The 18,369-nt window shown below is 73.8% G+C and carries 16 protein-coding genes, 1 tRNA gene and 1 other RNA gene; 5 read left to right on the top strand and 13 right to left on the bottom strand.

The features are described from left to right. The coding region (locus IH61_RS49530) for an ATP-binding protein (protein WP_031067605.1) at positions 1 to 2,509 on the bottom strand (2,509 nt) is incomplete at its 3' end. A gap of 150 nt (positions 2,510 to 2,659) precedes the next feature. Between IH61_RS49530 and IH61_RS0109085 the strand changes: the two genes are divergently transcribed. From IH61_RS0109085 to IH61_RS46855, 4 genes are all read left to right on the top strand, one after another. Next, on the top strand, positions 2,660 to 3,040 hold the full coding sequence (locus IH61_RS0109085) for a nuclear transport factor 2 family protein (RefSeq protein WP_031067602.1): 381 nt from the start codon (positions 2,660 to 2,662) through the stop codon (positions 3,038 to 3,040). 68 nt (positions 3,041 to 3,108) lie between these two features. Next, positions 3,109 to 4,539, top strand: a complete 1,431-nt coding sequence (locus IH61_RS0109080) for an MFS transporter (RefSeq protein WP_037972005.1) — start codon at positions 3,109 to 3,111, stop codon at positions 4,537 to 4,539. 66 nt (positions 4,540 to 4,605) lie between these two features. Further along, entirely contained in the window at positions 4,606 to 6,444 is a 1,839-nt protein-coding gene (locus tag IH61_RS0109075) for a S9 family peptidase (RefSeq protein ID WP_031067595.1), read from the top strand. Further along, the gene (locus IH61_RS46855) at positions 6,441 to 6,884 is read left to right on the top strand and encodes a hypothetical protein (protein ID WP_158844823.1); all 444 of its coding nucleotides are present in this window, start codon (positions 6,441 to 6,443) and stop codon (positions 6,882 to 6,884) included. The genes IH61_RS0109075 and IH61_RS46855 overlap by 4 nt, the downstream gene beginning before the upstream one ends. A gap of 1 nt (position 6,885) precedes the next feature. Here IH61_RS46855 and IH61_RS0109065 read toward each other — a convergent pair whose 3' ends face one another. The 10 genes from IH61_RS0109065 to ffs all read right to left on the bottom strand — a co-directional run bounded on the left by IH61_RS0109065 (position 6,886) and on the right by ffs (position 16,960). Continuing rightward, entirely contained in the window at positions 6,886 to 7,704 is an 819-nt protein-coding gene (locus IH61_RS0109065) for an SURF1 family protein (RefSeq protein WP_234327091.1), read from the bottom strand. Positions 7,705 to 7,754: 50 nt separating this feature from the next. Continuing rightward, entirely contained in the window at positions 7,755 to 8,852 is a 1,098-nt protein-coding gene (locus IH61_RS46850; RefSeq protein WP_051836620.1) for a hypothetical protein, read from the bottom strand. After that, positions 8,845 to 9,342, bottom strand: coding sequence for a SigE family RNA polymerase sigma factor (locus IH61_RS0109055; protein ID WP_078910953.1), 498 nt, complete (start codon positions 9,340 to 9,342; stop codon positions 8,845 to 8,847). Before IH61_RS0109055 ends, IH61_RS46850 begins: the two co-directional genes overlap by 8 nt. A gap of 607 nt (positions 9,343 to 9,949) precedes the next feature. Beyond that, positions 9,950 to 11,017, bottom strand: a complete 1,068-nt coding sequence (locus IH61_RS0109050) for an aspartate-semialdehyde dehydrogenase (RefSeq protein WP_031067583.1) — start codon at positions 11,015 to 11,017, stop codon at positions 9,950 to 9,952. A gap of 31 nt (positions 11,018 to 11,048) precedes the next feature. Continuing rightward, the gene (locus tag IH61_RS0109045) at positions 11,049 to 12,329 is read right to left on the bottom strand and encodes an aspartate kinase (protein WP_031067581.1); all 1,281 of its coding nucleotides are present in this window, start codon (positions 12,327 to 12,329) and stop codon (positions 11,049 to 11,051) included. 360 nt (positions 12,330 to 12,689) lie between these two features. Continuing rightward, positions 12,690 to 13,370 carry a DUF5063 domain-containing protein gene (locus tag IH61_RS0109040; protein ID WP_031067580.1) on the bottom strand — a complete coding sequence of 227 codons (681 nt, stop codon included), beginning with the start codon at positions 13,368 to 13,370 and terminating at the stop codon, positions 12,690 to 12,692. Continuing rightward, complete coding sequence (gene recR / locus IH61_RS0109035) at positions 13,363 to 13,962, bottom strand: recombination mediator RecR (RefSeq protein WP_031067578.1); 600 nt, start codon at positions 13,960 to 13,962, stop codon at positions 13,363 to 13,365. The genes IH61_RS0109040 and recR overlap by 8 nt, the downstream gene beginning before the upstream one ends. Before the next feature lie 209 nt (positions 13,963 to 14,171). Further along, positions 14,172 to 14,513 (bottom strand): YbaB/EbfC family nucleoid-associated protein, encoded by a 342-nt coding sequence (locus tag IH61_RS0109030; protein WP_031067576.1) that lies wholly within the window; start codon positions 14,511 to 14,513, stop codon positions 14,172 to 14,174. Between the two features lie 79 nt (positions 14,514 to 14,592). Beyond that, on the bottom strand, positions 14,593 to 16,803 hold the full coding sequence (locus IH61_RS0109025; RefSeq protein ID WP_037972002.1) for a DNA polymerase III subunit gamma and tau: 2,211 nt from the start codon (positions 16,801 to 16,803) through the stop codon (positions 14,593 to 14,595). Positions 16,804 to 16,863: 60 nt separating this feature from the next. After that, an RNA gene (gene ffs / locus IH61_RS43910) (signal recognition particle sRNA small type) lies at positions 16,864 to 16,960 on the bottom strand. A 108-nt stretch (positions 16,961 to 17,068) separates the two neighbouring features. Between ffs and IH61_RS0109020 the strand changes: the two genes are divergently transcribed. Next, positions 17,069 to 17,153: transfer RNA gene (locus IH61_RS0109020), tRNA-Ser, on the top strand. 123 nt (positions 17,154 to 17,276) lie between these two features. On the opposite strand, the gene IH61_RS0109015 is transcribed toward IH61_RS0109020, so the two are convergent. Continuing rightward, positions 17,277 to 17,873: an ImmA/IrrE family metallo-endopeptidase gene (locus IH61_RS0109015; protein ID WP_031067572.1), complete on the bottom strand. Its 597-nt coding sequence runs from the start codon at positions 17,871 to 17,873 to the stop codon at positions 17,277 to 17,279. A 3-nt stretch (positions 17,874 to 17,876) separates the two neighbouring features. Next, on the bottom strand, positions 17,877 to 18,260 hold the full coding sequence (locus IH61_RS0109010) for a helix-turn-helix domain-containing protein (RefSeq protein ID WP_031067568.1): 384 nt from the start codon (positions 18,258 to 18,260) through the stop codon (positions 17,877 to 17,879). Positions 18,261 to 18,369: the final 109 nt, after the last annotated feature.

The following is an 18,369-nucleotide window of genomic DNA, read 5'->3' as shown; positions in this document are numbered from 1 at the left end:
TGGGGGTGGGGGTGCCGGTGGCGGCGAGTTCGGTGCGGGCGCGGGTGGACCAGGGGGTGGCGCCGAGGCGGTCGAAGGTTTCGAGGGCGGCGCGCAGGTGGGGGCGGGCGTCGGTGCGGCGGCGGGTGCGGCGGAGGCGTTCGCCGTGGAGGAGGGCGGTGCGGGCCTGTTCGAACGGGCGGTGGGCGTTCTCGTGGAGGGCGAGGGCGGCCGTGTAGGTGGATTCGGCGAGTTCGTCGGGGCCGAGCAGGGCCTGGCAGCGCAGGCGCAGGGCTTCGGCCCAGGGGCGGTCGACGGCGGCGGTCCAGCGGGCGAAGCGTTCGTACGGTTCGGCGGCGCGTTCGGGGGTGCCGAGGCGGACGAGGGCTTCGACCAGGTCGGGGACGGCCCGGGTGGCGCTGACGTGGTGGCGGTGGGGGCCGGTGGTGAGGGCGTGCAGGCGGTCGGCGGCGTCGCCGGCGCGGCCCTGGCCGAGGTCGAGCAGGGCGAGTGCCCAGTGGGCCCAGGGGTGGCCGGCGGCGGGGGCGGCGGTCTGGGAGCCGGTGGTGGTGAGGGCGGTGGCGGCGAGGGCGGCGCACTGTTCGGAGCGGCCGTCGATGGCCGCCAAGTAGGCGAGGAGCGCGGAGAGTTGGCTGACCCACTGGTGCTGGCCGGTGTCGCGTGCGAGGGTGAGGGCCTCGGTGGCGGTGACCTCGGCGTCCTGGTGGCGGCCGTGGAAGAGTTCGGCCTCGGCGAGGAAGAACTGCAGGGTGGGCAGCACGCCGACGGTGCCCTTGGCGCGGGCCTCGGCGGCGAGTTCGGCCGCGAGGTCGGCGGTCTCCTCGTCGCGGCCGAGGACGAGGGTGGCCCCGCAGAGCTGCACCAGGTCGACGGGGCTCTCGGCGCCGGCCCTGCGGGCGGCCTCGACGGTCTCCCGGACGGGCGGGAGCGGCCCTGCGGGCCGGCCGAGGGCGGGCAGGACGACGGCGGGCAGGTGCCGGGCCAGCGGGGCGAGCGGGGCGTCCTCGGCGAGCGGGAGGGCCGCGAGCCGGTCGAGGACGGTGACCACGGACTCCTCCCCCGCGTACCAGGCGGCGTGGAACGCCTGGAACAGCATCCGGGCGGCGTGGGACGGGTCGATGTCGGCGCCGGCGGCGTCCAGCAGCAGCCGGTGGGCGGTCGGGTAGGAGCCGCGCCAGAAGTGCGCGGTGGCCCGGACCTGGTCGAGCAGGGCGTGCGCGAACGCGTCGTCCGTACGGGCTCCGGCCTCCTCGGCGAGGGCCTCGGCGCGCGCCAACTCGCCTTCCTCGGTGGCGGCTTCGGCGGCGAGGACGAGGCGGCGGGTGGCGCCGTCGTGGTCGGGGGTGAGCCGGGCGGCACGCTCGTACGCGGTGGCGCCGCCTCGGCCGCCGCTGCGTTCGGCGCGGACGGCGGCGCGTTCCAGCGCGTCGGCGAGGTCGGCGTCGGGGCCGGTGGCGGCGTGGGCGCGGTGCCAGGTGCGGCGGTCGCCGTCCGGCAGGGCTTCGGCGACGGCGCGGTGGACGGCCAGCCGCTGGTGGTGCGGGGCCCGTTGGAGGACGGCGGCGCGCAGCAGCGGGTGCCGGAAAGCGACCCGGCGCTCGGGGGTGACCGTGACCAGGCCGAACTCCTCGGCGGGGGCGAGGTGTTCGGCGCCGACTCCGAGGGTCTCGGCGGCGGGCAGGACGACGGCCAGGTCGCCGTTCTCCTCGACGGCGGCGACCAGCAGCAGGGTCTGGGTGGCGGCCGGCAGGCCCGTGACCTGGCCGTGGAAGGCGACCAGCAGCCGGCTCGTCAGCGGCAGGCCCCCGGCGCCGCCCGTGAGCGGCATTCCCGTGAGCGGGAGTTCGGTGAGCGCGAGCGGGTTCCCGGACGCCTCGGCGAGCAGCCCGGCGGGGACGGCAGCGGCTCCGAGGGCCGACAGGCGGTCGACCAGCAGGCGGGAGGCGTCCGCGTCGGAGAGCCCGGACAGCGTCAACTCCGTTAGGCCGTACGGCCGTTCAGCGGATCCTGGCCGGGCCGCGAGCAGCAGCACCACCCCCTCCGCCTGGAGCCGCCGTGCGGCGAGCAGCAGCGCGTCCAGGGAGGCGCCGTCCAGCCACTGGAGGTCGTCGACCACGCACAACAGCGGCCGGTCGGACGCGAGTTCGGCGAGAAGTCCCAGGGTGGCGAGGCCGACCAGCAGCCGGTCGGCGGGCACCGACTTCTCCTCGGCCAGCCCGAACGCCCGCTCCAGCGCCCGCCGTTGCTGCCCGGGCAGCGAGGGCAACCGGTCCAGGCCGGGCGCGAGCAGCATACTCAGCCCGGCGAAGGGCAGTTCGGCCTCGTACTCGACGCCGGCCGCCCGGATCACCCGGAACGCCGACCCCGCCCGGGCCACCGCGTCGTCCAGCAGGGCCGTCTTGCCGATGCCCGGCTCGCCCCGGAGCAGCAGCACGCCGCTGCTCCCGTCACGGGCCGCCGCCAGCAGGCTCTCCACGGCGGCCTGTTCGCCTTCCCTCCCGTACAACATGCCCCCGACCCTACCGAGCCCGACCGCGCGCCGAGGCTACGTACGCCCCTACCTATACGTGACGGATTCGGCCGCGACAGCCCGTCCCTAACGTGGTGGACACACCGGGAACGACCGGAACAACCCCCCACCACGACACGGGAGTCGACCATGACCGAGATCACCGCCACCACCCTCCAGCAGCTCGCCGAGCGCTACCTCGCCGCCTGGAACGAGACCGACCCGGCCGCCCGCCGCAAGCTGGTCGACGAGGTGTGGGCCGAGGACGGCCGCTACACCGACCCGCTCGCCGCCGTCGCCGGGCGGGAGGCGATCGACGGGCTGCTCGGCGCCGCCCAGGCCCAGTTCCCCGGCATGCGCTTCACGCTCGGCCCGGTGGACGCGCACCACGACATCGCCCGGTTCACCTGGAACCTCGGCCCCGAGGGCGCGGACGAGCCGCTGGTCATCGGCTTCGACGTGCTGACCGCCACCCCCGACGGCCGGATCGGCGCCGTGTACGGCTTCCTCGACCGCGTCCCCGGCGCCTGAGACCCCCACCCCCGCCGGGAGGGCCCGAGAACCCTCCCGGCGCCCCACCCCCCTGAGGAGAGCCCGAGATGAGCACCGCCCTCCGCCGGAGCAGCAGCAAACCGGCCGCGAGCCCCGCACCCCCTCGGGGCCTGCTCCCGGTCGTCCTGACCGCCACCTTCATGACCGCCCTCGACGTCTTCGTCGTCAACGTCGCCATCCCCTCCCTCCAGTCCGACCTGGGCGCCGGCCCCGCCGCCGTCCAGTGGGTGGTCGCCGGTTTCGGCCTGGCCTTCGCCACCGGGCTGGTCACCGCCGGACGCCTCGGCGACCGCTACGGCCGCCGCCGGATGTTCGCCCTGGGCCTGGCCCTGTTCACCCTCGCCTCCGCCGCCTGCGGACTGGCCCCCACCGCGTCCGCCCTGGTCGGCGCCCGGGTGGCGCAGGGCCTGGCGGCGGCGCTGATGGGCCCGCAGGTGCTGGCGATCCTGCGCACCGCCTTCGAGGGCGCGGCGCAGGCACGGGCCTTCACCCGGTACGGGCTGACGCTGGGGCTGGGCGCGGTGTTCGGCCAGCTGATCGGCGGGCTGCTGATCCACGCGGACCTCCTCGGACTCGGCTGGCGCGCCTGCTTCCTGATCAACCTGCCGGTCGGCCTGGCCGCGCTCGCCGCCGTCGGCCGCTGCCTGCCGGAGTCCCGCGCCCCGCAGCGCCCCGGGCTGGACCCGGTGGGCGTGCTGCTGGCCACCGTCGCGCTGACGGGCCTGGTGCTGCCGCTGATCCAGGGCCCCGGCCTGGACTGGCCGCTGTGGACGGTGCTCTGCCTGATCGCCTCGCCCGCCCTGTTGGCCCTCTTCGCCGTCCACCAGCACCGCGCGACCCGCGCCGGCGGCTCCCCGCTGGTCGACACCCGGCTGTTCCGCGACCGGGCGTTCAGCACGGGCCTGCTCGCCCAGCTCGCCTTCATGCTCGGCCAGGGCTCCTTCTTCCTCGTCCTCGCCCTGCACCTCCAGTTCGGCCGGGGCCTGGACGCGCTCGGCGCGGGCCTGGTGTTCACCGCGATCGGGCTCGGCTACCTGCTGACCTCCAACGTCACCCACCGCGTCACGGCCCGCCTCGGCGAGCCCCGGACGATCACCGTCGGCGCCCTGCTGATGGCCGCCGGGCTGCTCCTGCTGGCCCTCGCGGCGTACGAGGGGCCGGATGCCGACGTGTGGTGGCTGGCGCCCGGGCTGTTCGTGGACGGCTTCGGCATGGGCCTGGTGATCGCGCCGGTGACCTCCGTGGTCCTGGCGGCGGCCGATCCGCGGCTGGCGGGCTCGGCGGCCGGGGTGGTGTCCACCGTGCAGCAGGTCGGCGGGGCGCTCGGCGTCGCGCTGATCGGGTTGGTCTACTACGGCGCCGGCGATCCGACCGCCGCCTTCGGACGCAGCGTCCTGGCCCTCGCCGGGCTGGAGTTGACGCTGGTGGCGCTGGTCCGGCTGCTGCCGCACCGTCACCGTCCGGCGCCCCGCCGCTGAGGGTCGCGACCCCCCGGGTACACCCGCCCGTTCCGTTCCGTCGTCCGGATCGGGTTGGATGGTCGGATGAGCGAGGAGAAGAGCACCGTTCCGGCGTGGGAGCAGCGGTTCAGGGCGGCCCGGGTGTCGCTGCCGGACTGGGCGGAGGACGCCCCCGACCGGGCCCTGTACGTGTCCAACGCGACCGGCACCTACGAGGTCTACGCCTGGGACCGCGCCACCGGCGCCCACCGCCGGGTGACCGACCGTCCGAACGGCACCACCGACGCCGAACTGTCCCCGGACGGCGCGTGGGTGTGGTGGTTCGACGACCAGGACGGCGACGAGTTCGGCGTCTGGCGCCGCCAGCCCTTCGCCGGCGGCCCCGACGAGGAGGCCGTACCGGGCCTGGCCGCCTCCTACTCGGCCGGCCTGGCGCTCGGCCGCGACGGCACGGTGGTCGTCGGCCGCTCCACCGACGAGCACGGCACCACCCTGCACCTGCGCCGCCCCGGCGCCGCCGAGGCCCTCGAGGTCTACCGGCACGAGGAGTACGGCGGCGTCGCCGACCTCAGCCACGACTCCTCCCTGCTCGCCGTCGACCACACCGAGCACGGCGACGCCATGCACTCCGCGCTGCGCGTCTACCGGATCACGAAGGACGGCGGCATCGAGCCCGTCGCCGAGCTCGACGAGGTCACCGGCCGGGACGACCCGCGCGGCGTCGCCTGCCTGGGCTTCGCCCCGGTCGAGGGCGACACCCGGATGCTGGTCGCGCACCAGCGCACCGGCCGCTGGGAGCCGATGATCTGGGACGTCGCCACCGGCGCCGAGACCGCCCTCCCGCTGCGCGACGAGCAGGGCCGCGAGCTGCCCGGCGACGTCTCCGCGCAGTGGCGGCCCGGCGCTGCCGAACTGCTCGTCGAGCACGAGTACGAGGCGCGCAGCGAGCTGTTCTCGTACTCCCTCGCGGACGGCCTGCTCACCCGGGTGGACACCCCGCGCGGCACCGTCGGCGGTGCCACGGCCCGCCCGGACGGCACCGTCGAGTACCTGTGGTCCTCCGCCGCCGAGCCCTCCGCCGTACGCTCCACCGCCGGGACGGTCGTGCTGCGGGCGCCCGGCGCGGTGCCGCCCGGGTCCGTCCCCGTCGAGGACGTCTGGGTGGACGGGCCCGGCGGCCGGGTCCACGCCCTGGTGCAGCGACCGGCCGGCGGGCAGGGCCCGTACCCGACCGTGTTCGAGGTCCACGGCGGCCCGACGCACCACGACAGCGACTCCTTCGCCGCCGGCCCGGCCGCCTGGCTGGACCACGGCTACGCCGTCGTCCGGGTCAACTACCGCGGCTCCACGGGCTACGGCCAGGCGTGGACGGACGCGCTGCGCGAGCGCATCGGCCTGATCGAGCTGGAGGACATCGCGGCCGTCCGCGCCTGGGCGGTGGAGAGCGGCCTCGCCGACCCGGCCCGCGTGGTCCTCTCCGGCGGCAGCTGGGGCGGCTTCCTCACCCTGCTCGGCCTCGGCGTCCAGCCCGAGCTGTGGTCGCTCGGCGTCGCCGCCGTGCCCGTCGCGGACTACCACACGGCGTACGCGGACGAGATGGAGGCGCTCAAGTCGCTGGACCGCACGCTCTTCGGCGGCACCCCGGAGGAGGTCCCGGAGCGCTACACCGCCTCCTCGCCGCTCACGTACGTCGAGCGGGTGCGAGTGCCGGTCTACATCAGCGCCGGGGTGAACGACCCGCGCTGCCCGATCCGGCAGATCGACAACTACGTGGAGCGGCTGGAGGCGCTCGGCAAGCCGCACGAGGTGTACCGGTACGACGCCGGGCACGGGTCGCTGGTGGTGGAGGAGCGGATCAAGCAGCTGCGGCTGGAGATCGACTTCGTCCGCCGGCACCTCGAGGCGGACGGGGGGCCGGTGTGAGGCGTCGGCGGACGCTCGCGGGGGCGGCGGTGGCCGGGGTGCTGGTACTCGCCGGCTGCTCGGGCTCGCACGGCGACGAGGCGGCCTGCCCGCCTCCGGCGACGGTCGCGTCCGCCTCCCCGGTGACGGCGGCGCCCCTGGCCTCCTCCTACCGGTCCGCCGACGCGCTCGCGACGGACCAGGCCGCCAAGGGGTCGAAGGGCTCGGGTTCCAAGGGCTCGGGCGGCAAGGGGTCGAAGCCCGGACGGACGGTGCACCACCACATCGACCATCACGACTCGAACGACGGCACGGACGGCGGGCACGGCCACTGCCACGGCACGCCGGCACCGACGCCCTCGTCGCCCTCGTCGCCTTCCTCGGCCTCGAAGCCCGCCCCACCCTCGAAGCCCACCGCGCCCACGCCGCCCGGCGGGCCCGCGGCGACGCCGAGGAAGTGACTCACTCCAGGACCGGGTCCAGCCCCAGGGCCCGGTCCTGCTCCGCCTCCGCCTCGCGGCGCACCAGGCGGAACCACATGAAGACGACGAACCCTCCGAAGACGAACCACTCCAGGGTGTAGCCCAGGTTCTGGAACGCGCGCAGCGTCAGCCCGTCCCCGCCCTGCGGCTCGACGGTCGGCACCGCGGTCAGCCCGGCGGCCGGCGCGTCGGCGGCCACCCAGCCGTCGTACCAGCCGTCGTACTCCAGCACGTTGAGCAGCGACGCCCGGTTGATCATGCCGAGCTCCCCGGCCGGCAGCCCGCCGGCCACCGCGCCGTTGCTGCCCACCGACTCGTTCGCCTGCAGCCGCCCGGTGACGGTGACCGCACCGCCAGGCGGCGCCGGCACGGCGGCAGGCGTCCCGGCGGCGGGCGCCCCGGCGGCAGGCGTCCCGGGGGCCCAGCCGCGCACGACGGCGACGGCGTGGCCGTCCGCGGTGCGCAGCGGGGTGAGCACGTAGTAGCCCGCCTTGCCGTCCAACATCCGGTTGGGGACGAGCAGTTGGTGTTCCGCGTCGTAGCTGCCGCTGACGCTGACGGACTTGCCGACCGTCACCGTGGACACCTGCGGCGCGGCCCCGTTCAGCAGCTCGCCGATCGGCCGGGCCTCACCTGCGGCCGTCCCGGACTGCTTGTTCTCCCGGTGCGTCGAGACCCGGTCCTCGAACCGCCCGAGCTGCCAGGAGCCCAGCCAGACGCACACCGCCACGGCCGCCACGGCCAGTGCGGTGCCGCTCAGCCAGCGCGGAGTGAGGAGGAACCGGTACACACCCCCCACGGTAACCACTCCTCACACCCGCCCCGACCACAGGGGCCCCGCTCCCGCCCTCAGCGCGCCGTGGGCGATCCCGCCGACGCCCCCGCGGGCTGCACCCCACCCCGGTAGAGGGTGCCCGAGCAGGGAACGGGCACCGTGGCCGTGGCCGCCGTGGGGCTGCCCGGCGCCGGGGTGTGGGCGATGGTGGCGGTGGCCGGGGTGGGGCTGGGGTGGCCGGTGGGCGCCGTGCCGGTGGGGCTGGGGGCGCCGGTGGGATTGGCGGTCGGGGTGGTGCTGGCCTCGGGGTTGGCGGACGGCGCGGCGGAGGCGCCGGCGGCCGGGGCCTCGGTGGCGGGGGCCCGGGTGGCGACCGCCGCGGGCTGGTTGGAGCCGGTCCCGGTGGTGGTCGCGGGGCCGTTGCCGGCGCCGCAGGTCTGGTCGGGGACCCAGGCGAACGGCAGCCGGTAGCCCGCCTGCGGGGCGAGGACGGGCGGTTCGGTGTCCATCGCGGGCAGCCCGTCCGCCGGGTCGCCGGGGGCGTGGTCGGCCGTACGGACCCGCGCGCGGTCGGCCCCGGTGACGGCGGTGACCGCGACGGCGCCGGGCCCGCCGAGGCGGCAGCTGCGTCCGGAGACGTTGTAGACGGTGAACGAGCCGTACACGCGCCCCGCCGCGTCCGCCGCGCCGACCTGTGCGGCGCCCTGGCCGAGGTCGGAGCGGGTGCAGAGCGGCACGAGGACGGGGTTGGTGGCGCCGGGGCTGGCGGTCGCGGCCGGGCTGCCGCTCCCCGCGCTGGGCGAGGCGATGGACACCCCGGAGGGCGAGGCGGTGCCGCCCCAGCCGTCCCGGCCGGGGCGGGTCGAGCCGGTGTCGCCTCCGGCGGTACCCGTCGCGCTGCCGGGGCCGGTGACGGAGGGCCCGTTGGCGCCCGGGGAGCCGGGCCCGCCCGAGAGGCCGAGGTGGTCGCCGTCGTGCAGGGCGGGCAGGGCGACGGCGACGGCCAGGGCGAGGGCCGCCGCGCCCGTCCAGGCGCCCCGGCGGGCGGCCCGGCGCCGGGGTACGGCCCGCCGGAGGTGGGTGAGCGCGGCGGGATCGGGCTGGATCGCGTCGACGGCGTGGTGCATCAGCGCCCGGACGGCCCGCTCCTCGGGCGAGAGCCCGTCAGCCATGACCGGCCTCCATCTGGGTGCGGAGGGCGGCGAGTCCGCGCGATCCGTACGCCTTGACCGATCCGAGCGAGATGCCCAGGGTGTCGGCGACCTGCGCCTCCGTCATGTCCACGAAGTAACGCAGCACCAGAACCTCCCGCTGACGGCGTTGCAGACCACGCAGCGCGGCCTTCAACTGGTCGCGCTCCAACGCATCGTAGGCACCTTCTTCTGCACTGGCCATGTCAGGCATGGGCTTCGGCAGCAGTCGCAGGCCCAGGATCCGGCGGCGCAGCGTGGAGCGGGACAGGTTGACAACGGTCTGCCGGAGGTAGGCGAGGGTCTTCTCGGGTTCGCGCACCCGGCGCCGGGCGGCGTGGACCCTGATGAACGCCTCCTGGACGACGTCCTCGCAGGTGGAGAGGTCGTCGAGGAGCAGGGCCGCGAGCCGGAGCAGGGAGCGGTAGTGCGCCTGGTAGGTCTCGGTGAGCAGGTCCTCGCTCGTTCCGATGTGCGCGCCGAGGCGGGCGCCCGGCTGCGCGCCGGTTCGCGCCCCCGCCGTTTCGGCGACGTCGGCACCGGCCGCGGAGGTGACGGCATTCACATCGGTACGCGCCTCGGTACGCGCATCAGCAATCGCCTCGGTACGCGCGCCGACACTCGCATCAGCAATCGCATCGGTACGCGCGTCGGCACTCGCATCAGCACTCGTACCGGCACGCCTGTCGGCGCTCGTACCGGCACACGTATCGGCACGCGCATCGGCGCTCTCGCCGGCTTTCGCGCAGGCGTCCGCGTCGGACCCGGGATCGGCACCGGAGCCCGCCGGACCAGGTGCGACCGCGGTCATCTGGTCGTCGTCCGGTCTACTCGCAGGCCACGGGTAGCGCGAGGGGAACGGCATCACGGCCCCCGCCGGAGTGCCCGCCCTTACCCCCACCAACACGTTCGCCACGCCCGTTGGACACTCGATCCCCTGTCATGGTTGCCCAGCCCGGGCCCATTCTTCCGCATCGACGGAATCCGCCTCCAGGGGATTGCGGGGGATTCCGGACGGATCGTGTCGAGGAACGGACACCGTCGTGACGAACCGGCGCCCATCCGGGGCCTCGTGCCCCCTACGGCTCCCGACCCGGCGTCAGCTCACCGGCCACCAGTTCGGCGATCTGCAGCAGGTTCAGGGCCGACCCCTTGCGCAGGTTGTCGCCGCAGAGAAAGAGGTCGAGCGCCTCGGGTTCGTCGAGGGCGCGCCGCACCCGGCCGACCCAGACCGGGTCCGTGCCGACCGCGTCGTTCGGGGTGGGGAACTCCCCGGCCACCGGGTCGTCGTAGAGCACGATGCCGGGCGCGTCCCGCAGGATGTCCTGCGCGTGCTCCTGCGTGACCTCGCGCTCGAAGCGGGCGTGCACGGCCAGCGCGTGGGTCCGCACGAGCGGCACGCGCACGCAGGTGGCGGAGACGTTGAGGGCGGGCAGGCCCAGGATCCTGCGGGTCTCGGCGCGCAGCCCCAGCTCCTCGCCGGACCAGCCGCCGTCCCCCGGCGCGCCGCCGCACCAGGGCACCGCGTTGTGGGCGAGCGGGGCGGCGAAGGGCCCGTCCTCGGCGATCACCGCCCGCAGGTCGCCGGTCTGGCGGCCCGCCGTGGTGCCGGTCACCAGCGCGGTCTGGGTGCGCAGCGCCGACTCCCCGGCCCGGCCCTCTCCGCTGGCGGCCTGGTAGGTGGCGACGACCAGTTGCGCCAGCCCGTACTCGGCGTGCAGCGCGCCGAGCACCGCGGTCATCGCGAGGGTGGTGGCGGCCGGACTGGCGACGATGCCGCGCGAACGCAGCCTGAGCGCCGCGGCGTTGACCTCGGGGACGACCAGCGGGACGTCCTCGTCGGCCCGGAACGCGGCCGAGCCGTCGACCACCACGATGCCCTTGGCCGCCGCGATCGGCGCCCACTGGGCGGCGACCACGGCGGGGACGGCGAACACGGCCACGTCGATCCCGGCGAGCGCCTCCTCCGTGAGCGGAAGGACCTCGACGCCCTCCCCGCGCACCGCGACCGTACGGCCGGCCGAACGCGCAGAGGCGACGGGCCGGATCTCGCCCCAGACGTCCCGCCGGAGCGCGAGCAGGCCGAGCAGCACCTCGCCGACCGCGCCGGTGGCGCCGACGACGGCGAGGTGGGGGCGCCCGGTCACCGCCCGGGGCCCCGGCTCGGCCGGCGGGGCGTCACCGTCCGGTGCCGCCGTAGACAACAGCCTCGTCGCTCTCGCTGTCCAGGCCGAAGGCGCTGTGCACGGCGCGGACGGCCTCCGGCACGTCCTCGGCGCGGGTGACGACCGAGATGCGGATCTCCGAGGTGGAGATCAGCTCGATGTTGACGCCCGCGGCGGACAGCGCCTCGAAGAAGGCAGCCGTGACACCCGGGTTGGAGCGCATGCCCGCGCCGACCAGCGAGATCTTGCCGATCGCGTCGTCGTAGCGCAGCGACTCGTAGCCGATGCCGTCCTTGACCCGGCCGAGCGCGTCGATGGCCTTCTGGCCCTCGGTCTTCGGCAGGGTGAAGGAGATGTCGGTCAGGCCGGTCGACGCGGCGGAGACGTTCTGCACCACCATGTCGATGTTCACCTCGGCGTCGGCGATGGCGCGGAAGATGCTCGCCGCCTCGCCGGGCTTGTCGGGCACGCCGACGACGGTGACCTTGGCCTCGGAGGTGTCGTGGGCGACTCCGGAGATGATGGCCTGCTCCATCTCGCCCCCTTCGGGCTTGTTCGGGTTGTCGTTGCTGACGATCGTCCCGGGGAGACCCGAGAAGGACGAGCGTACGTGAATCGGGATGTTGTAGCGACGGGCGTACTCGACGCACCGGTCGAGCAGCACCTTCGACCCCGAGGATGCCAGCTCGAGCATGTCCTCGTAGGCGATCCAGTCGATCTTCCGCGCCTTCTTCACCACGCGCGGGTCGGCGGTGAAGACGCCGTCCACGTCGGTGTAGATCTCGCAGACCTCGGCATTGAGCGCGGCCGCGAGGGCGACGGCGGTGGTGTCGGAGCCGCCGCGGCCCAGCGTGGTGATGTCCTTGCTGCTCTGCGACACCCCCTGGAAGCCCGCCACGATCGCGATGTTGCCCTCGTCGAGCGCGGTACGGATGCGACCGGGCGTCACGTCGATGATGCGCGCCTTGTTGTGGACGGAGTCCGTGATGACACCGGCCTGGCTGCCCGTGAAGGACTGCGCCTCGTGGCCCAGGGATTTGATCGCCATGGCCAGCAGCGCCATGGAGATGCGCTCTCCAGCGGTCAGCAGCATGTCGAACTCACGGCCGGCAGGGAGAGGTGACACCTGCTCCGCGAGTTCGATGAGCTCGTCCGTCGTGTCGCCCATCGCGGACACCACGACGACGACCTCATGGCCGGCCTTCTTGGCGTCAACGATTCGACGGGCCACGCGCTTGATGCCCTCGGCATCCGCAACGGATGAGCCGCCGTACTTCTGCACGACAAGGCCCACGTGCGCTCCTCGACTAGTGTCGTTTTCCGGGGGCGTCGGCCCCCGTTCCCCCCAGGTGGAGGGGGGTGTGCGGTCCGCGCCAGTCTAGCGAGCGGGTACGCCCGAACCGGGGTCTTCCATATGATGAGACGCTCGTTTCAGCACGTGAGCGGGGGTGCGGAGGCTGCACCGGCAGGTCTGCGGGACATCGGGCGCCCGCCCGAAGAATCGTCGGGGGGATGCGCGGCGGGGCGGCCGGATTTCTTTTCCGGCCGCCCCGCTGCGGCGTGCATCACATTTTCGGTTCGTCCGACGTTCTCGGTGCCCGAGGCGCTCTCAGCGCCCGAGACCACCTGAGGCCGCCCGACGCCCTCGGTTCCCTCAGCGCCCGAGGCCGAGCTCCGCCGCCATCAGGTCGCCCGCCTGCTGCTCCAGCTGCTCGTCGGTGAGCCCGTCGTCGTCCGTGTCCGCGCCGTCCGCCGCCGCGCCGATCGGACTGTCCAGCCGGACGTGCGCGATCAGCGACTGCAGCGCCCGCAGCACCGCCGTACAGGTCGTGCCCCAGTTCGACAGGTACGAGAACTGCCACCACCACAGCGCCTCGCTGACCCGGCCCTCGCGGTAGTGCGTCAGACCGTGCTGCAGCTCGCCGACCACCCCCGCCAGGTCGTCCGAGATCCGGAAGGCGTTCGGCTTCTCCGGCGGACCGTACGGGTCGAAGACCTCGTGGTAGACGTCGATCGGCGCCAGCAGCACGGCGAGGCGCTCGCGCAGCTGCTCGCCGTCCGGCTCCGGCCCGGTGTCGGGCTCGAAGCGGTCCTCCGGGACGACGTCCTCGATGGCGCCCAGCCGGCCGCCGGCCAGCAGCAGCTGCGAGACCTCCAGGAGCAGCAGCGAGACCGCGCTGCCCGGCTCGTCGCCCTTGGCGACCTCGGTGACGGCGAGCACGAAGCTCTCCACCGAGTCGGCGATCTGCACGGCGAAGTCGTCCGGCTCCGAGCCGTTCGCGTGGGTGTGGGCCTCGGAGCCCGTGGGCTGCTGGTTGGTCGTCCGGTCAGACATCGAGCAGTCGTCTCCCTTCGAAGGCGCGGCCGAGGGTGACCTCGTCCGCGTACTCCAGATCCCCGCCGACGGGCAGACCGCTCGCCAGGCGGGTCACCTTCAGGCCCATCGGCTTGCAGAGCCGGGCCAGGTAGGTGGCGGTCGCCTCCCCCTCCAGGTTGGGGTCGGTGGCCAGGATCAGCTCGGTGACCGTGCCGTCCGCGAGGCGCGCGAGCAGCTCGCGGATGCGCAGGTCGTCCGGGCCGACGCCCTCGATGGGGCTGATCGCGCCGCCCAGCACGTGGTAGCGGCCGCGGAACTCACGGGTGCGCTCGATGGCGACGACGTCCTTGGGCTCCTCGACCACGCAGATCACCGCGAGGTCGCGCCGCGGGTCCAGGCAGACCCGGCACCGCTCGGCCTCCGCGACGTTGCCGCAGACCGCGCAGAAGCGGACCTTGTCCTTGACCTCCAGCAGCGCGTGCGCGAGACGGCGCACGTCGGTGGGATCGGCCTGCAGGATGTGGAAGGCGATCCGCTGGGCGCTCTTGGGCCCGACGCCGGGCAGCCTGCCCAGTTCGTCGATCAGGTCCTGAACCACGCCCTCGTACAACGTCGCGCCTTCCCTCTGGTGGTCGCTCTGGCGGTCTCTCTGGTGGGCTCTGGCAGCCGGTCGTGCTGATGGTCGATGGTGTCCGGTGCCATCATCCAACGAATCGGGCGCCGGACACACCGCCCGACGCCCGACTCCCACATAAATCACATAGTTGCGTCCTGAACCACTGCACGCAGCCACCGGACGGGCACGCGAAGCTGCCCGAGCTAGAACGGCAGGCCGGGGATGCCGCCGCCGCCCAGGCCCTGGGTGAGCGGGCCCATGCGCTCGGCCTGCATCTTCTGCGCCTCCTGGGTGGCGTTCTGCACGGCCGCCAGGACCAGGTCGGCCAGGGTCTCGGTGTCCTCCGGGTCGGCCGCGGCCGGGGCGATGGTCAGCGCCACCAGCACGCCCGAACCGGTCACCGTCGCCTCCACCAGGCCACCGCCCGCCGTACCGGTCACCCTCGCCTCGGCCAGCTCCTGCTGCGCCTGGGCGAGGTCCTGCTGCATCTTCTGCGCCTGCTTGAGCAGCTGCTGCATGTTGGGCTGGCCGCCACCGGGGAACACGGCTCTCTCCTTGCTGTCGTCTGGCTGTCGTTCTCGGTCGTACGAAGCCTTCGTCGTCACCGACGAGCCTACGTGCCGATCAGTTGCCGCGGTGGTGGATCTCCTCCAGCACCGTGGCACCCAGCTCGCGGATGATCAGCTCCTGACCGGAGAACGCCTCCTCGACGAGATCCGGATCGTCCTCCTCCGGGATGTCGTCCTCCGGCGCCACCACCGGGGCGGGCGGCTGGGGCGGAGCCTGCGCGGGCCTGGCCGGGACGACCGGCGCGGCCTGCACGGGCGGCGCCTGGACGGCCTGCGGCGGCGCCGGAGACCGCACGGGCGTCTGGGGCTGGACCTGCGGCTGCGGCACGGCCACCGGCGGCGGGGCCTGCACCGGCGCGGCGGCGGCAGCGGCCGGACGGGCCGGGGCACCCCAGCCCCCACCGCCTCCTGCGCCCCCACCGGGGCCGGGACCGCCGGCGCCACCAGTACCGCCACCGCCACCACCGGACGGGTCGACGATGCACTCGATGCGCCAGTCCACGCCCAGGGCGTCGGACAACGCCTGGCGCAGCACGTCGTCACTGCTGCTGCTCACGAAGCTGTCGCGGGCGCCGGCGTTGATGAACGACACCTGGAGCACGCTGCCGTCGAAGCCGGCCACCTGGCCGTTCTGGCTCAGCAGGATCCAGGTGAAACGGCGGCGGTTCTTCACCGCCTCCAGGATCTGCGGCCACAGCTGGCGCACCTGTGCGGCGCCCTGCTGCGCGGCCGGGGAGGGCTGGGCGCCGGGGGCGGGCGCCGGTGCGGGGGCCGGTGCCGGGGTGGGCGCTACGGGCGCCGGCGCGGGCGCCTGCGGTTGCGGCTGCGCCTGCGGCGCGGGGGGCGCGGCGGGGGCACCCCCTCCGGACGGGAAGCTGCGCGGGATCGGCCAGGCGCCCGGCGCAGGACCGGCAGGAGCCGCCGGCTGCGGCGCGGGGGCAGGCGCCGGGGCAGGCGCGGGCACGGGGGCAGGTGCGGGGGCAGGTGCGGGGGCAGACGCGGGGGCAGGCGCCTCCGCCACGGGACCGGCCGGGGGAACGGCCGCGGGAACGGCCATGGGAACCGGCGGCGCCGCCATCGGCACGGCCGCGGGCATGACGCCACCCGCTGCCGCCCGTCGCTCCAACTTGTCCAGCCGCGCCTGCAGCGACAGCTCGTCGCTGTACGCACCCGGCAGCATCACCCGGGCGCAGATCAGCTCCAGCTGCAGCCGCGGCGCCGCGTTGCCGCGCATCTCCGTCAGCCCGGTGTTGACAATGTCCGCGGCCCGGCTCAGCTCGGCCGCACCGAACCCGTCCGCCTGGGCCTGCATCACCGCGATCCGGTCCGCCGGGGCGTCGATCAGCCCCTTCTCCCCCGCCTCCGGCACGGTGGCGAGGATCACCAGGTCGCGCAGCCGCTCCAGCAGGTCCGTCACGAAGCGCCGCGGATCGTGCCCGCCCTCGACCACCCGGTCGATGACCTGGAACACCGTCGCCCCGTCCTGCGCGGCGAACGCGTCCACCACCTCGTCCAGCAGCGCCGAGTCCGTGTACCCCAGCAGCGACGTCGCCATCTGGTACGTCACGCCGCCCTCGGCCGCCCCGGCCAGCAGCTGATCCATGACCGACATCGAGTCACGCACCGAACCCGCGCCCGCCCGCACCACCAGCGGGAACACCGGGTCCTCGACCTCGATGCCCTCGCGCCCGCAGACGTCCGCCAGGTAGTCGCGCAGCGTGCCGGGCGGGACCAGCCGGAACGGATAGTGGTGCGTCCGGGACCGGATCGTCCCGATCACCTTCTCCGGCTCGGTGGTCGCGAAGATGAACTTGAGGTGCTCCGGCGGCTCCTCCACCACCTTGAGCAGCGCGTTGAACCCGGCCGAGGTCACCATGTGCGCCTCGTCCAGGATGAAGATCTTGTACCTGCTGTGCACCGGCGCGAAGAACGCCCGCTCCCGCAGCTCACGCGCGTCGTCCACACCACCGTGCGAGGCGGCGTCGATCTCGATCACGTCGATCGACCCGGGCCCCCCGGTCGCCAGGTCCCGACAGGACTGGCACTCCCCGCAGGGCGTCGGCGTCGGCCCCTGCTCACAGTTCAGGCAACGGGCGAGGATGCGCGCACTCGTCGTCTTCCCACACCCGCGCGGCCCGCTGAACAGGTACGCGTGGTTGACCCTGTTGTTGCGCAGGGCCTGCTGGAGCGGAGCGGTCACGTGCTCCTGCCCGATGACCTCCGCGAAGGTCTCGGGGCGATAGCGGCGGTACAGGGCTAGGGACACACCCCCGACGATATCGGGACGGACCGACAAACGCGGCGCCCTCCCGCCCTCCCCCGAGAACGCGAAGACCCCCCGTGCACCCGCCAGAGCTCTCCTACCCTTGCTGCCTTCCGGCCCTGGGGGGGTTCAAAGAGATAGCGCCACACGAGGGGCTGCCCCCCACACTACCGGATTCCCACCCCGACGATCCACAGGCCACCCCACCCCTCCCGCCTGCGGGATAGGTGGTCGCGAGCACCCCGAAACATGTACTAAGCTCTCCCACGGAGGATTCGCCTAGTGGCCTAGGGCGCACGCTTGGAAAGCGTGTTGGGGGCAACCCCTCACGAGTTCGAATCTCGTATCCTCCGCCTTTGCCTAGCAAGGCAGTTGAAGGCCCCGACCGGGTTCCCGGTCGGGGCCTTCTTCGTGCCCTGGTCTCAGTTTTGGTCTCAGTTCCGATTTTTGGACCCCCGCGGCCGGGCCGCCGCCTGCTACCCCACTCCGGAGCGGCGTTGCTTGGCCCGGGCACGCGACACGATCGTCCGCGCACCGGACGCGTTCATGCGCATACGCGCGAACTCGATGCTCACATCGAACCGCGTCGCCACCTGCTCGTCGGTCCAGTCCCTGAAGGCCACCTCGATGGCAGCCTTCATAGGAACCAGAAGTTCGCCCGACAGCGCGAGGGCCTGCGCCTCCTGCGTCTTCACGATCGGGTCCAGGCTCCGGCACCCCCCGTCAGTGAACACGACGCTGCTGAACTCGTGCTCCAGCAGAAGGTGTGCCATCTCGTGCGCGACGTTCGACCGGCGACGCTGCGGATTGTGCGAGCTGTTCTCTACGATGAAGCGCGCTGTACCTACCGGAACCAGAGCCGCAGACCAGGTGCCCGCACGCTCGCTGGCAAAGTACTCCAGAGTCTCCGCCGGGCAGCCCGAGTCGCCGAGCTCGCTCAGCGGGTAGACCGGAATGCCGTACTCATCCGCAAGGCGAGCAAGATCGATGGGCTGATGAAGCCCGACCTGGATGCGGGCCCGCTCTTCCAGAGCCAGGTCTTCCAGCGCTTTCTTCGTCCATCGCTGCCCCACGCCTCACCTCGAACCGGACTCTCGGTCGGCGGCAAACCGACGCACGGCCGCACCGATCAGCTCTTCCAAGTGCTTCACATCTGCCTCGCCCAAGTCGGAGCGAGCTCGCAGTAGCGGGGCAAGCTGCACGAGAAGCTCAGGTTCTTCGGGGACTTCACCCAGTCGGACGCCCTCGTCCACCATGAAGCTCTCGGCCGGCTCGCCGAGCCAGCTCACCAGCGCGGCAAACGCGTCCACGTCCGGACGGTTGCCATTGGCCAACCGCGTCATGGTCGACGGGCTGACACCCACCTGGACAGCCAGCTGCCTCCACGAGAGGTCCCTCGACGCCCTTGCGGCGTCCAGCGCCGCGTAGAGGGCGGCCACGTTCACCTTCGTCCGGGCCATCGCCCTCCTCCTCGGTCTCCGTTCCCTACCTCCTTTCTACCAGTGTTTGACATCTCGAACACCACGGCTTACCTTGATCCTCAAGAGATGTTCGACATCTCAAACAGTG

This window comes from Streptomyces sp. NRRL WC-3742, assembly GCF_000720635.1.
Lineage (GTDB): Bacteria > Actinomycetota > Actinomycetes > Streptomycetales > Streptomycetaceae > Kitasatospora.
This window is presented reverse-complemented; position numbering and strand designations above follow the sequence as displayed.

Coding starts and splice junctions, on each gene's coding strand:
- IH61_RS0109085 (WP_031067602.1), top strand. CDS start 2,660: ATGACCGAGATCACCGCCACCACCCTCCAGCAGCTCGCCGAGCGCTAC.
- IH61_RS0109080 (WP_037972005.1), top strand. CDS start 3,109: ATGAGCACCGCCCTCCGCCGGAGCAGCAGCAAACCGGCCGCGAGCCCC.
- IH61_RS0109075 (WP_031067595.1), top strand. CDS start 4,606: ATGAGCGAGGAGAAGAGCACCGTTCCGGCGTGGGAGCAGCGGTTCAGG.
- IH61_RS46850 (WP_051836620.1), bottom strand. CDS start 8,852: ATGGCTGACGGGCTCTCGCCCGAGGAGCGGGCCGTCCGGGCGCTGATG.
- IH61_RS0109040 (WP_031067580.1), bottom strand. CDS start 13,370: ATGTCTGACCGGACGACCAACCAGCAGCCCACGGGCTCCGAGGCCCAC.
- IH61_RS0109010 (WP_031067568.1), bottom strand. CDS start 18,260: ATGGCCCGGACGAAGGTGAACGTGGCCGCCCTCTACGCGGCGCTGGAC.